This window comes from Wolbachia endosymbiont of Drosophila nikananu (assembly GCF_028981865.1).
Classification (GTDB): Bacteria; Pseudomonadota; Alphaproteobacteria; order Rickettsiales; family Anaplasmataceae; genus Wolbachia; species Wolbachia pipientis_B.
Window position 1 is genome coordinate 1 of the sequence record NZ_JAPQLL010000069.1, and the last position, 14,207, is coordinate 14,207.

At 35.5% G+C, this 14,207-nt stretch carries 14 protein-coding genes and 2 tRNA genes; 11 read left to right on the forward strand and 5 right to left on the reverse strand.

The annotated features are described in order from the left end of the window. Positions 1-627 precede the first annotated feature (627 nt). From OZD67_RS05070 to OZD67_RS05080, 3 genes are all read right to left on the reverse strand, one after another. Positions 628-1,479: a ParB/RepB/Spo0J family partition protein gene (locus OZD67_RS05070; RefSeq protein ID WP_182183492.1), complete on the reverse strand. Its 852-nt coding sequence runs from the start codon at positions 1,477-1,479 to the stop codon at positions 628-630. Continuing rightward, complete coding sequence (locus OZD67_RS05075) at positions 1,476-2,318, reverse strand: ParA family protein (protein ID WP_182183490.1); 843 nt, start codon at positions 2,316-2,318, stop codon at positions 1,476-1,478. The genes OZD67_RS05070 and OZD67_RS05075 overlap by 4 nt, the downstream gene beginning before the upstream one ends. Positions 2,319-2,402: 84 nt before the next feature. Then, on the reverse strand, positions 2,403-4,889 hold the full coding sequence (locus OZD67_RS05080; RefSeq protein WP_182183488.1) for a response regulator: 2,487 nt from the start codon (positions 4,887-4,889) through the stop codon (positions 2,403-2,405). Between the two features lie 160 nt (positions 4,890-5,049). On the opposite strand from OZD67_RS05080, the gene hemF reads away from it, so the two are divergent. The 9 genes from hemF (at position 5,050) to OZD67_RS05125 (ending at position 11,207) form a co-directional block, all read left to right on the forward strand. After that, positions 5,050-5,874, forward strand: a complete 825-nt coding sequence (gene hemF / locus OZD67_RS05085; protein WP_182183486.1) for an oxygen-dependent coproporphyrinogen oxidase — start codon at positions 5,050-5,052, stop codon at positions 5,872-5,874. 48 nt (positions 5,875-5,922) lie between these two features. Continuing rightward, positions 5,923-7,245, forward strand: a complete 1,323-nt coding sequence (locus OZD67_RS05090) for a hypothetical protein (protein WP_375138151.1) — start codon at positions 5,923-5,925, stop codon at positions 7,243-7,245. A 45-nt stretch (positions 7,246-7,290) separates the two neighbouring features. Beyond that, positions 7,291-7,362 (forward strand) — tRNA-Glu (locus tag OZD67_RS05095). Positions 7,363-7,390: 28 nt separating this feature from the next. After that, on the forward strand, positions 7,391-8,077 hold the full coding sequence (locus OZD67_RS05100) for a 16S rRNA (uracil(1498)-N(3))-methyltransferase (protein ID WP_182183483.1): 687 nt from the start codon (positions 7,391-7,393) through the stop codon (positions 8,075-8,077). A gap of 225 nt (positions 8,078-8,302) precedes the next feature. After that, positions 8,303-8,376, forward strand: a tRNA-Pro gene (locus OZD67_RS05105). 155 nt (positions 8,377-8,531) lie between these two features. Further along, a complete protein-coding gene (gene rpsU, locus OZD67_RS05110) occupies positions 8,532-8,732 on the forward strand; it encodes a 30S ribosomal protein S21 (RefSeq protein WP_182183481.1) in 201 nt (66 codons plus the stop codon). A gap of 29 nt (positions 8,733-8,761) precedes the next feature. Further along, on the forward strand, positions 8,762-9,913 hold the full coding sequence (gene sucC / locus OZD67_RS05115) for an ADP-forming succinate--CoA ligase subunit beta (protein ID WP_182183479.1): 1,152 nt from the start codon (positions 8,762-8,764) through the stop codon (positions 9,911-9,913). A 3-nt stretch (positions 9,914-9,916) separates the two neighbouring features. Continuing rightward, positions 9,917-10,801, forward strand: coding sequence for a succinate--CoA ligase subunit alpha (gene sucD / locus OZD67_RS05120; protein WP_182183477.1), 885 nt, complete (start codon positions 9,917-9,919; stop codon positions 10,799-10,801). Positions 10,802-11,075: 274 nt separating this feature from the next. Next, positions 11,076-11,207, forward strand: a complete 132-nt coding sequence (locus OZD67_RS05125) for a WPE palindromic element domain-containing protein (RefSeq protein ID WP_259346656.1) — start codon at positions 11,076-11,078, stop codon at positions 11,205-11,207. A 458-nt stretch (positions 11,208-11,665) separates the two neighbouring features. Here the strand turns inward: OZD67_RS05125 and dapF are convergent, their stop codons facing one another. Continuing rightward, positions 11,666-12,454, reverse strand: a complete 789-nt coding sequence (gene dapF / locus OZD67_RS05130; protein ID WP_182184085.1) for a diaminopimelate epimerase — start codon at positions 12,452-12,454, stop codon at positions 11,666-11,668. Continuing rightward, complete coding sequence (locus OZD67_RS05135; RefSeq protein WP_182183475.1) at positions 12,435-13,022, reverse strand: nitroreductase family protein; 588 nt, start codon at positions 13,020-13,022, stop codon at positions 12,435-12,437. Before OZD67_RS05135 ends, dapF begins: the two co-directional genes overlap by 20 nt. Before the next feature lie 85 nt (positions 13,023-13,107). On the opposite strand from OZD67_RS05135, the gene OZD67_RS05140 reads away from it, so the two are divergent. Both OZD67_RS05140 and OZD67_RS05145 read left to right on the forward strand, forming a co-directional pair. Next, positions 13,108-13,635: a biotin transporter BioY gene (locus tag OZD67_RS05140; RefSeq protein WP_182183474.1), complete on the forward strand. Its 528-nt coding sequence runs from the start codon at positions 13,108-13,110 to the stop codon at positions 13,633-13,635. After that, complete coding sequence (locus tag OZD67_RS05145; protein WP_182183473.1) at positions 13,632-14,045, forward strand: DUF1284 domain-containing protein; 414 nt, start codon at positions 13,632-13,634, stop codon at positions 14,043-14,045. The genes OZD67_RS05140 and OZD67_RS05145 overlap by 4 nt, the downstream gene beginning before the upstream one ends. Positions 14,046-14,207: the final 162 nt, after the last annotated feature.

Here is a 14,207-nt window from a genome sequence, read left to right on the forward strand (position 1 = left end):
CTAGATTCCAGCGTCACGCGCTGGAATGACACCTGTAGCCCTACGTCATACCGCGATTCATTCGCGGTATCTCATCCGCTTAACAAGCAGCGGGATGACGGTTGTCGTTTAGCTATAAGTATTAAGAAATTTACTAAACGGAAAAAAAGGCAAAAGAAGCCCCATGGTTAACTAGTTATTTATATGTACTTCAAAATATTGGCGTTTTTTTATTCTAAACGCTTAATAACCGCGATTCAGCCGCTTTTAAATGCAACTAATCTAAATTATAAACGTTAAGAAATTTACTAAACAGAAAAAAAGGCAAAAGAAACCCTAGGGTAGCTAGTTATTCACTATCCATTTTTTAAGTTGGCGTTTTTTTATGTTTTAAACGCTTTATAAGCGCGTTTCAGCTTATGTAGGTAGAAATTTTATAAAGACATAAGGTGCACATAGTGCAAAAAATTAAACATGAGACGCCAGATACGTGAGTTTTTTTGTCATTTAATCTGTACAGAGAAGATAAATAAATAGCTTCACTTTCATGATAAGGGAGCTGGCGAGGCTTGTCAAGTAAGTTTTTTCGTTTCTGCGGGCTACTTGGGTGACACCAACAGTTGTATTTTATATTATCTTTTTGCTCTACTAGCACTCAAGTTTCCTATTTAAAATTTTTAATATTAAATCCAATTCATTTGGATTATTATACCGTATCATAACTTTACCCTTAGAATTACTGTCATTAATTTTGACCTTTAAACCAAGTTGAGAAGATATAGCACCTTCTAGTACTGCCATATCTTGATTTTTAGTATACTTATGCTCTTTTTGATCATTATTTTGTTGTAAGTCTTTTATCAATTTTTCAGTTTGTCTAACACTTAAGGCCTGAAAAACTATTCTTTCTGCAATACTTTCCGCATTTTCAACATTAATCAACGCTCTTGCATGGCCCATAGATAGCTTTTTTTCGTTGATCATTGTTTTCACCCTACAGGAAAGTGACAACATCCGAATCATATTGGTTATGTGACTGCGGCTTTTGCCTATAGTTGAAGCTAATTCTTCATGTGTATAGGAAAACTCATCTATCAGTCTCTTATATGCTTCACCCTCTTCTATTGGATTAATATCTTGCCTTTGTATGTTTTCAATAATGGATACTTCCAAGCATTCCTTGTCGCTCAGATCTTTTATGATAACGGGTGCACTATCAAGATTTGCAATCTTGCTTGCTCGCCAACGACGTTCCCCAGCTATTATTTCGTAACCATCATCATTTGAATCTTTGCGTACCACGATAGGCTGTATAATGCCACTTTTCTTTATCGAATTTGCAAGTTCTCTTAATGACTCCTCGTCAAAATGTTTCCTCGGTTGAAATTTGCTTGGGTGCAGTAATGAAATAGGTAAATACTCTTGTCGATCTTCTTTATTATCATAATTATCGCCTATGAGACCAGCAAGACCTCTGCCGAGGCGCCTATCATCCTTCATACCACGCCCTCACTCACTAGCTTCTTCTCCTTACAACTGCTCGCGTGCTTTTTCAAAATTTCCCTTGCCAAAATTATATATGCTTGTGCACCAGGGCACTTAAGATCATACACAATAGCGGGTTTTCCATGAGAAGGAGCTTCTGATAACCGTACGTTACGTGGAATAACAGTCTCATACAATGGGATGATAGTTTTGTATACTTTATCATTTAAATACTGGCAAATATCGTTTTTAATCTGTTCACTGAGTTTGTTGCGCCTGTCATACATTGTTAACACGATCCCTTCTATTGCCAAAAAAGGGTTTAGGTTATTCCTTTTTATCAGTTCTACAGTTTTAACTAAATGACTTAATCCTTCCAGAGCAAAAAATTCACACTGAAGAGGAACAATAATAGAATTAGCAGCAGTCAAAGCATTTATGGTTAGAAGCCCAAGAGATGGAGGGCAATCGATGATTATATATTCATAATTATCGCGTATCTTCTCTAATGCGCTTTTTAGCACAAATTTTCCTCGCTCAAGTTGTGATAATTCAATTTCTGCAGCTGATAAATCAACTACTGACGAAATTAGTGATAAATTTGGAATTTCCTTTATATTGAAAATTGCCGATTCTATCAATTTATTTTCGCTGCTCAGTAGTATTTTGTATATATTTTTTTCTTCCCTACTACGATAAGAAATCCCGAGTCCGGTACTAGCATTTCCTTGAGGATCAAGATCTACCAATAAAGTGCTTTTTCCCACAGCAGCAAAGGCTGTCGATAAATTTATACTAGTTGTGGTTTTGCCAACTCCACCCTTTTGATTTACTATTGCAATAATCTTGCTCACGCCTTTTATCTTATGTATAAAATAATTCTATTGTATATATGCAAGAAACTTTTGCATTAGAAAACTTTTTTGTTGCTAATCACACTAAAATTGGACTGTCTTTTTTGCTTTGTGTAACACACTTTGAACCTTATTTCCTAATTCATTCAGAGTGAATGGTTTTGGCAAAAAGTGAAAATCTTCTATATTAATGTCATCACTCTTTAAAAAAGCCTCTTCTGCATACCCAGAAATAAAAATAATGTTGATATTTGGCCTATGGATCAATGCTTCTTTAACTATTTCTAGGCCACTCACCTCTGGCATGATTACATCAGTGATTATAAGATCTATATGTTGATTTTTTTTACTGATTATTTCTAGCGCCTCGCTGCCTATGCTCGCTTCTATTACATCAAATCCTTTTCTTTTGAGTGCTTTAGCAATGAATTCCTTTACTGAATCTTCATCTTCAATCAATAAAATTATACCATTACCTTTAATTTCACTTACTACCGGTCTTTCTATTTCTTCACTATCTTCCTCTCTCAGATTTTCATCTGATATGTAAACCATGGGCAAAAATATGCTAAATTTAGTTCCATGATTTACTTTGCTAGCAACATAGATGTATCCTTCAGTTTGTTTAATAATGCCATATACAGTAGAGAGGCCAAGACCTGTACCAGAGGTAATATCTTTGGTAGAAAAAAATGGGTCAAATGCCTTTTCAATTGTATCACTTGTCATTCCACATCCAGTATCAATTACTTCAATCACAACATAATTTCCATGTTCGATCGTTTCCTTGTCTGGAGAAAACATGTCCTGAGATGTAGAATTTAATGAGTCAATCTTTTGATTAAAGGTTCGTATAATTAATTCTCCGCCCTTTTCCATAGCAGCACTAGCATTGACTGCTAAGTTAAGTATAACTTGCTCTAATTGCCCTTGATCAGCCCTAACAGCACCCAAGTCTCTACCATAATAAATATTAAACTTTATACTTTCACCTATTAATCTTTTTATCATTTCATAAAGATTAGCTATAGTACTATTTACATCAATAATTTTCGGCTGCAAGGTCTGTTTTCTTGAAAAAGCAAGCAATTGTCTTACTAAATTTGATCCACGCTTTGCATTTTGCTGTATCTGTATTATATCTCCAAAAGATGGATCACCAGCTGAATGTTGGAGTAAAAGCAAATCGCAAAATCCTATTATCCCAGTCAATATATTGTTGAAATCATGCGCAATACCACCTGCTAACTGCCCTATAGCTTGCATCTTTTGATAATGCTCAAGCTTTATCTCTAGGTTTTTGTGTTCAGTATTGTCAATAAAATAACAAAGTATGAAGATCATTTTATTATGAAGAAACTTATTGAAATATATTTTTATGTTATTATCGCCGTTGAGCTGTACATCAAAGGACGCATTATTTATTCTATTACTCAAAAAATATTCACGTATTTTCACATGATAACTATCTAATATCAATGTAAAGATTGAATTATTATCTGACCCTGCAAGCTTTATTAGTGCCGTATTTTTCTTTACAAAGTTGCCGTTTATGTCACATTGTGCAATAGCAATTGATGAATTTGCGAAACAAGGGTGTAATTGATAATCAACAATATTTGATTCGGTTGGTGTTATAAAGCCATATATATAGCTATGGTTGTATTTATCACAAAATATAGCAGTGCTCATATAAGCCTTGAATGGAATACCACTTATAGTAAAAAACAAAATTTCATTATCGGTTGTTGTATTGTTATATTTAGATTGAGATATAAAATCACTGATTGAGCTACCTTTTTCCAGTTTTTTCAGTTCAAATATGTCTAAAAATCTTTTATTTACAGATAAAATCACCCCTTTGGCATTTGCAGTGTAAGTTCCTATATTGTGTTTTTCTATTAACTCTTCATATACCTGCTCCTTGTTTATCTGTGTTGCTTTTAACACAAAATACCCATCTGGCCTTGCTATCGGCACTAATGATAAATTTAAAATCTTATTACTATTTATAGCAATTTGAGGATTATCTGGTATCGGCTCAAAGAGCAAAAGAAAGTTAGATACTCTATTCTTCTTGTTTAAGGAAATGCATACCTGTACAGAAGAGTTATTTTTTAGTGCATGATAGAGTACTTTTTTGTCTTCTTCTGAAACATCTCCTATTTCAAAAATCTTGCCTAACGTAATGTCATCATCTATATGATCTTTAAACCTTTCGTAGAACCTTGCATCAGCATAAATAATACCCTTATCTCTATGTAAAATAAGGCAAAATTCTGTATTATGATTTAGTGCATTTGCAAATATTGCATTTTGAAATTCTATAGTATTAAGTAGGTGTCTGTAGCGTTTTACATTATATATCATAAAGAGAGTTGTTAGAATGCTAACTAATAAATTAATCTCTATATTAATATGCTGACTATATATATCAAAAAAGTAGAGTATCGATATTGCTACTGGAGGTAAGAGCATAATAACTGCCATCACAACAATTGAAATTCCATAATTTCTTAGTATGAAGTCAACCCTGTTCTCTTTTTTGTTATCTATGTATCTTTTACTCATTATTGTTACTTGGCATCGTTGCACGTACGAAAATGTTTTATTATATTGATTTAATTATTATAGATTTATTAACGTCTTTGATAGATAATTATCATCCAAATCTAGTTAAGTTCCTTAAATATCAGATATAACAATGTTAATAAGCTAGCGAGGGGATATTATGGAAAAACAAAGAACACAAGCATTTGAGTGGTTCTGTGCACTAAGAGATAAGATCATAGAATCTTTCTTATTAATTGAAAAACAATCATCCGCAGAGCCAAAGATCGAAAAAAGAAAGTGGGATCGCCCAGGTGGTGGAGGTGGTGAATCTACAATTATTTTTGGCAATGTTTTTGAAAAAGTTGGAGTAAACGTTTCAAAAGTACACGGAAAATTTGCAGATTCAGCCATTAATGAAATTCCTGGTGCAAGTGAAAGTAACGGAGAGTTTTGGGCAAGCGGTATATCTTTGGTGTCTCATATGCAATCGCCCCTTATCCCTGCAGCACATATGAACACAAGGCTGATATATACTTCAAAACAATGGTTTGGTGGAGGGATGGATTTTACGCCGATATATAAAAATGAAGAAGATTGCAAGTATATTCATGAATCAATCAAAATGACATGTGATAGATTTGACACCGGATATTATCCAAAATTTAAAGAGCAATGTGACAACTATTTTTTCTTACCACATAGAAAAGAGCCGCGTGGCATTGGTGGTATTTTCTATGATAATCTGAGTTCTGGCAATTGGAGAAATGATTTTGAGTTCACAAAAGCAGTAGGTGAAGCCTTTTTGGAAATTTATTTGCACATCATACGTAAACATATACAAAAATCTTGGACAAAAGAACAACGAGAAAATCAGTTAATAAAACGTGGCAGATATGTAGAATTCAATCTGTTATACGATCGTGGCACAAGGTTTGGTTTAATGACTGACGGCAATCCAGATGCAATTATGATGTCAATGCCACCACTTGTTAAGTGGTTATAGAGAGCTGCTATTAGTAGAAAATAAATCATCATAGCTTAAAATTGTACCATGATAGTGAGCTTTTATATCGGGGGTATAATCATGGGTATAATAGATAATTTTTTAATTAAATCTGTCAAAAACAATGACATAAAAGGTGTTAAACTGACTCTAAGTCTCTACAATGCACTAAATAGTTTTAGAAAATTCTTTTCAAAGACTATGTCTTTCAAGAATACAGGATCATTTGATATAAATAATAATCAAGCTTTAAATCAGGCTTTAGGATATGCAATAAAAAGTCTTGATTATGATGTAATGAAATTACTTATTAATGCTGGCGCCAACATTAATGCAATAGGCAGCGACGGTATAAGAAGTGTAATCTATAAATATGAAAGAGCACCTGCTTATAAGAAAGAGGTTATGCCGGTCCTAGCCAAGGAGTATCTCAAAGACTATAAGGAAAAATGTTGTTTAATACTTGGTGAGTTAGTAATAAATGGTGCAATGCCTCGAAATGTTGAAGAAAAGGAAAAAATATTGAACATTTTCAAAGAAAGAGAAGGTTTTGATGAGTTTAAAGAAGTAGTAAAGCTGAAACTTGAGGCTAACTCAGTTGGTAACATGATACCACCTAAAAAACCTCCTAGAACCTTTGAATATGAGCCAATAACTATGTACGCTGAGGTGAGCAACAATGTAATACCACCTAAAAAACCTCCTAGAACTTTTGAGTATGAGTCAAAGAGTACTGGCCATGGTAATTTTCTTTCAAAAGAGTCTATTTATGCTGAGGTGTATGATGCTAAGGTTAATAATTCATTAGAGGAGTTGAGCGTATCAGATTATGCTGAAATATATGATTCACATAAAAAATCTACTGAAAATTCATCATTGAACGATAGTGGTTATTTGAGTATATCAGAAGAACCTATTTATTGCACCATAGATGATCTTTCAGAACAAAAAAAGCCTGCTAGCCTAAAACAGAAAGAGCCAGAACAGTTGTCGGAACCTATTTATGCTAGGGTAGATTTGTTCAAGAAAAGAGCAGAAAGAAAAGCAAAAGATGTAAAAGCCAATTCTGGAACTTACCATGGGTTAGTGCAGGATAAAGTGAATGATTGGCAAGAGCAAGTGAAGCTAAGTGCTAATAAGCCGATAAGTCAGCAACAGACTAATGATCAAAAAATTAAGACCAAGGCTGGTTTTAGTGTAGAAGAAATAAAGCAGAAATATGAGCGTAGAGATTCTGGCTACGATTCTGGCTATGATTCCGATACAAAAGTTGAACAACAATTAGAATTAGGATCTAAAACTCCTAGATCTGAAATAAATTCAGTGAATATTAAATATGGAATAGAGAAAGACGTTTGCGTCATAAAATAATTGACTTTATGTGCATAATCAATATAACTTGAGTTAATTCGCATTGACTCTTTCGTCTAGTGGTTAGGACACCACCCTTTCACGGTGGTAACACGGGTTCAAATCCCGTAAGAGTCACTCAAGTAGAATATAATTAAAGTTTTGAATGGGAAAAATTAGGCTTTATTTTGAAGAAGCTTTATCACAAGGCGTGAGTTTAGCACTTAATCCACAACAAAGTCACTATATTTGCAATGTAATGCGGCTTAAGAAGTATGATAATCTCTCTCTTTTTAATGGAAAGGATGGAGAATGGTTAGGGGAAGTAGTTAATATATCGCGTAAATTAACAAAAGTTACACTCAAAGAATGCACTAAACAACAGCAATATGAGGAAAATTTATACTTATATTGTGCCATGGTAAAAAGTGGTGCTTTAGGCAACATAGTAAGACAGGCAACTGAAATGGGAGTAACCTGCATTCAATTTATTTCAACGGAACGTACAGTAGTAAAAAACATTAACCTAAGTAGAGCAAAATTACAGGCAATCGAAGCTGCGGAACAATCCGGTAGGATGAGTATACCAGAGATTTTGCCTCCTATTAACTTTTGTGAGTTACCTGATTCCCAGAGTAAAAATTTTGTTTTATGTGATGAAACAGGTAAAGCTGATAAAGTGCTGAAAGGTAAGAAAAAAGTTGCTATTATTGTTGGCCCTGAAGGTGGTTTTTCATCTTATGAACTTGATCTTGCCGATAAGTTTTGTCAAAAATTGAGTCTAGGAAAAAGAATTTTAAGGGTCGATACTGCTGTGGTTGCTGCACTAACTTTCACCAATTGGTGTAGCTAGATTTTTAAATATGGCTAAGGTTTGGGCCATAGAGAAATCTGATTCAGTGTTGCACGCGCTAACTGTACAAACTCTATAGGCCGCCTGCGAAGCAGTTTGCTACTAAAGAGGAGCTAATAAAAAACATATTCTAAAATAATATTAAATCTTATATTATATTTTTTCTAAAATAAACAAATGAATCTTGCATTTTGCCTGAGTTACTGATACTCTGAGTAAAGAAGTCGGGGCGTAGCGCAGCCTGGTAGCGCATTTGGTTTGGGACCAAAGGGTCGGGAGTTCAAATCTCTCCGCCCCGATGCTAGCAGAAGTTTTAACGCTTTTAATAGGTAGGGCTTTTAAAGGCATTTCGTTCATATTGCAGTTTAATGCTCAAGTTTATAAAATAATTGACAATGTTAATTTTCTAATTTATAAATAAATTTTGAAATGATTACCGAAGGAGGTATAGAGTTTGATTGAAGTATCAGTCCATTATGGTGATGTAGGCAGAGCTCTTCCAGTATTGAAAAAAACAATTCAAAAGGAAGGAAGAGGGTTGAAAATGAAAAAACAATATCATGAAAAAAAATCAGAAAAAACAGCTAAAAAGAAAGCTGAAGCGAGAAAAAAGAGGCACCAGCAAGAATGCAGAAAGCAGCGTTACGGTTGGTAATTTTTTAATAGTTTATCATTGGTTGTTTTATGAATATTCACGAATATCAAGCAAAAGAGGTTTTGCATAAATTTAATGTCCCGGTGCCAAAAGGTTTTGTCACTATATCTGCAGAAGGAGTAAAGACTCAAGTAAGTCAATTAAAATCTGACGTGTTTGTGGTTAAAGCTCAAATTCATGCAGGTGGTAGGGGTAAAGCCGGTGGCGTAAAGCTAGCAAAGTCAGCTGAAGAAGCTCAACAGTTTGTAAAAGACATGATTGGTATGACTTTAGTTACTCATCAAACAGGGCCAAGCGGGCAGCAAGTAAGAAGAGTATACATTGAAGAAGGCTCAAGGATTAAGAAAGAGTATTACTTAAGCCTGGTAATTGACCCAAAGCTCAGTAGGCCAATATTCATATTTTCCTCAGAAGGTGGAATGGACATCGAAGAAGTGGCGAAAAATTCTCCCGCAAAAATTGTGAAATTTGATATTGATCTTGCTACAAGTTTTGATAGCAGCAAGTTAAGCAGCAGTTTTAATTTGAGTTCAGAACAAATAGAAAAAATAACAAATGTTGCAAAAAATATATATGATGCGTTTATTGCAACTGATGCGAGCCAAATTGAAATTAATCCACTGGTTGAAACAAATTCTGGAGATTTTATTGCGCTCGATGCGAAAATTAATTTCGATGACAATGCTTTATATCGTCACCCAGAAATTATGGAACTTCGTGATTATGATGAAGAAGTGAAAGAAGAGATAGAGGCTTCAAAGTATGGGCTCAGTTACATCAAAATGGATGGCAGTATTGGTTGCATGGTAAATGGTGCAGGTCTTGCTATGGCAACAATGGATATAATAAAATACTACGGAGCAGAGCCTGCTAACTTTTTGGATGTTGGTGGTGGAGCGAGTAAAGAAACTGTAACTGAAGCATTTAAAATCATATTGTCTGATAGCAACGTAAGAGGAATTTTGGTTAACATATTTGGTGGTATAATGCGTTGCGATATTATTGCAAGTGGAATTGTTGCGGCTGCAAAAGAAATGAGCATTAAAGTTCCTCTAGTGGTTAGATTATCAGGTACTAATTTTGAAGAAGGAAAAAAAATTTTAGAAGAGTCGGGATTAAATATTATTGCTGCAGATGAGCTAGATGAAGCTGCGCAAAAGATAGTAAAAGAGGTAAAATAAAGCATGTCCGTTTTAGTAAATAAAGATACAAGATTAATATGCCAGGGTTTTACTGGTGCACAAGGTACGTTTCATTCAGAGCAAGCTACCTGCTACGGAACAAAGATGGTTGGTGGTGTAACACCTGGCAAGGGTGGAAGCACTCACCTTAATTTACCGGTTTTTAATACTGTAGCAGAAGCTAGAGAAAAAACTGATGCGAATGCTACGGTAATATATGTACCTGCTAAATTTGCTGCTGCTGCAATACTTGAAGCAATGGATGCAAAAATAGAATTGATAGTTTGTATTACAGAGGGCATTCCTATACTTGATATGGTGAAAGTTAAGCGCGCGCTTGTTGATTCAAAAAGTCGATTGGTTGGTCCCAACTGCCCGGGAATTATTACGCCTGAAGAGTGCAAAATAGGAATTATGCCTGGCCATATCCATAAGCGTGGACACATAGGAATTATGTCTCGCTCCGGAACTTTAACTTACGAGGCGGTAGCACAAACAACCGCTGTTGGTCTTGGTCAATCCACGTGTATCGGAATTGGGGGGGATCCAGTTCATGGTATGACATTTGTCGACTGTATGGAGCTCTTTTTAAAAGATGACGATACTCATGGTATTGTAGTTATTGGTGAAATAGGTGGAAACGAAGAAGAAGATGTATCACATTTTGTGAAAACAGAAAAAACTAAAAAGCCAATCGTTGGTTTTGTAGCAGGTCAAACAGCACCTCCAGGAAGACGTATGGGACACGCTGGAGCAATCATCTCTTCCAGTGGTGGAAGTGCTGGTGCAAAACTAGAAGTTATGCAGAGCGCTGGAATTGCAATTGCAGAGACTCCTGCGGTGATTGGTAAAAAAGTTTTGGAAGTAATGCATCAGTTCCTAACCTAAAACGCAACTGTACGAACGTTGTGATTTGAGGAGCAATTCCCACCAGTAGGGTGTCATCCCAGTGCCCTGACTACTTGGATCCAGGAAACTTAACTCTACACCAAGTAAATGTACAATAAGAACTAGATTCCAGCGTCACGCGCTGGAATGACACCTGTAGCCCTACGTCATACCGCCGCGGTATCTCTTAGCCGCTAACAAGAGATCCCGCTAACAAGCAGCGGGATGACGGTTGTCATGGTGTCATCCCAGTGCCTATTTCTTTGTCATCCCAGTGCCCAGACACTGGGATCCAGAAGACGTAATTTCAACCAAGTGGCTGCATAATAAAGGCTGGATTCCAGTGCCAAGCATTGGAATGACATCACAGGGGCACTGGAATGACACCTCTCTTGGGCTCTTTTAGCTATAAACATTAAGAAATTTACCAAACGAAAAAAAAGGCAAAAGAAGCCCTGGTCATTGTCTATTTTCAGTATTTGGCGTTTTTTAAGTCTTAAATACTGCAATTTAGCTGCTTTTAACTGCAACTAACCTATGCTGCAAATATTTAAGAAATTTACTAAGCAGAAAAAAAGGCAAAAGAAACCCCGTGTTAGCTAGTTGTCACTCTCTAATCCTGCAAATTGGCGTACTATACTGTCTTAAACGACTTATAAGCGCGTTTCAGCTTGTGTAGGTAAAAACCTAGAAATATTGTGAAGACATAAGGTGCACATAGTGCAAAAAATTAAAAATAAGACGCCAACTACGTTGTTTTCTTGCTGTTTAATCTGCACAGATGAAGATAACTGAATACCTTTAGTTTCATGATAAGGGGGCTGGCGGAGTTTGTCAAGTAGCTTTGCATTGTGAAAACAATTATCACAAAAATCCTATATCACCAGTCATGAATACGTTATTTGCCCATTCGATTAATAACTTACCTCCTGGTAAATCTACTGAAGTCTGTTGGGCAGTCAGATATCCACGTAGTGTGGATGCAACAAGTGCTGCACAGGCTGCACTACCGCATGATGCAGTAATGCCTGTACCTCTTTCCCAAACTCTTAAAGCTATTTCTCCAGACTTTTCAACTTGTGCAATACTAATATTAATTTTCTGAGGAAATAGTACGTGATTTTCTAGCTTTGGTCCTAAATTTCGCAATGGTATTTCACTTATGTTATCAACAAAAAAAACTATATGAGGGTTACCAATATTTACTGCAACAGGATCTTTTAGCATTTCAAGCTCTATAGGTAAGTGAAGAGTGTCACACTCAGTAGACAAGGGAATTTCATGCCATTTTAGCAAAGGTTTACCCATGTTAACCTTTATGGATTTATCACCAACTTTAAAACACTCTAAAATGCGTTTGTTTACTAGCTCAATAGTGATATACTTAGTACCTTTTTCTGACATTATCAAATATCCAACACAGCGTGCTGCGTTTCCGCACATTTCAGCTCGACTACCATCAGCATTATAGATATGTATAAAGCAGTTTGCAGCATTAGACATTGTTATAATTATCACTTGATCACAACTGCTTTGATCAGCAATTTGTCTATAGTTCCAGTCTAAATTGTTTGTTGAACGTGAGTCTATGATAACAAAATTATTGCCAGTACCGTGCATCTTGATAAAATTTTTAGGACCTTGGCCACTCATCATAAGAAAATATTTCTTCTATTGGTCTTCTTTTTTTCTTACTTATTTCAGCACCCTCTTCTTCGTAACCAACCGCTATCACTGACATTACATCAAAATCTTCGGGTATATTAAACTTTTCAACTATTTTATCTCTATCAAATCCACCCATTTGATGAGCCATTAAGTTCACAGATGCAGCCTGTAGCATAAGAGCATAATTTGCTGCACCAGTATCATGACTAGCCCAAAGATTTTCTCCTTTACCTTGTTTACGGAAGTTTTTAGCACCTAAAGATATGATTAACACTTGTGCATCTTTTGCCCATTTTTGATTAGATTCATCAAGACAATTTAGCAGCTTTTCCCATACGCTTTGATTGTTCTGTTTGTTGCATATCACATATCTCCAAGGTTCATCACCAAAACATGAGGGAGTCAGCCTTACAGCTTCCATTAAAATATCCATGTCTTCCTGAGATATTGCTCTTGTAGTATCGTATGAACGTCCGCTGTGTCTTGCTTTCATCAACAATAATAGATCTTGTTTACTCATCATTTTTAATTTAATAGTGCATAAATAATTCATTGTAGCACAATGTGAGCAAAATTTAAATTGCAAAACCTCTTATACAAATATATTATATTTAATAAGTTATTTTTATTGGGAAGGTATGTTTATAACACAATCTAGCAGCAGATCAACACTGGCTGAAATATTGTCCTGCGTTTTACTTTTATTCTTGATGGCTCAAATAAGCGTACCATTGCAGCCTGTGCCTATCACATTGCAAACTTTAGGAGTAATGCTTATTGGGCTTAAATTTAACCGCAGAACAGCATTCTATTCTGTACTTACATACCTATCACTTGGTGCAGCAGGATTTCCTGTTTTTGCGAATTTTTCTGGTGGTTATCACATTTTTCTCGAACCGACAGGTGGATATTTAATTGGCTGTTTAGCTGCTGTTATGGTAATGAGCAAAGTAAATGAATTACTGAACTCTAAATATAAATCATTTGTGTGTAATTCCTTAAGTTGTCTGGCTGGTACAGTTGTAATCTTTATTTGTGGTGTTAGTTGGTTTGCTGTTTACTTGGGTCTGGGACAAGCAATAATGGTGGGTGTTTTACCATTCATCCTTCCTGGTTTGGTAAAAATTTTTCTACTTGTGGCAGTTTTGCAATATTTGAAAAAATGATAAAATTCCGCCCTAATCATTTCATGTGCACCCTCGCGTTTCGGGGATATGGGTATTCTCAGGGTTTTGTAGAAAATTACAAGAAGATAGCAAGCAAAGTAATTAGTGATCCTAACACTCAAATCGAAGTAGTCGGCAACCTTGATAGTATCTGTAGTGCTTGTCCAAATCAGACTAAACAAGGTAAATGCACCACACAAGCTAAAGTTTTAGAGCTAGATAGAAGGCATATAGGAATTTTAGGAATAAAAATTGGCGAGACTTTAACTTGGAATGAGGCGGTAAAAAAGATTAGAGAGAAAATGTCTTTAAAGAAATTTGATTACGCATGTGAGGGGTGCAATTGGCAGCCATATGGGATATGTAAAAATGCCCTTTTAAATCTACAAAGACAGTTGACAAAATGTTAAGATAAATTGAAGCATTTTTGTGGAAATAGACTTCTTGCACTACCTCCCAAGCCACAACTGTCATTCAGTAGAAACGAAAAAGTTACTTGACACCCTCCGCCAGCCCCCTTATCATGATAGTGAAGGTATTCAGTTATCTTCATCTGTGCAGATTAAACAGCA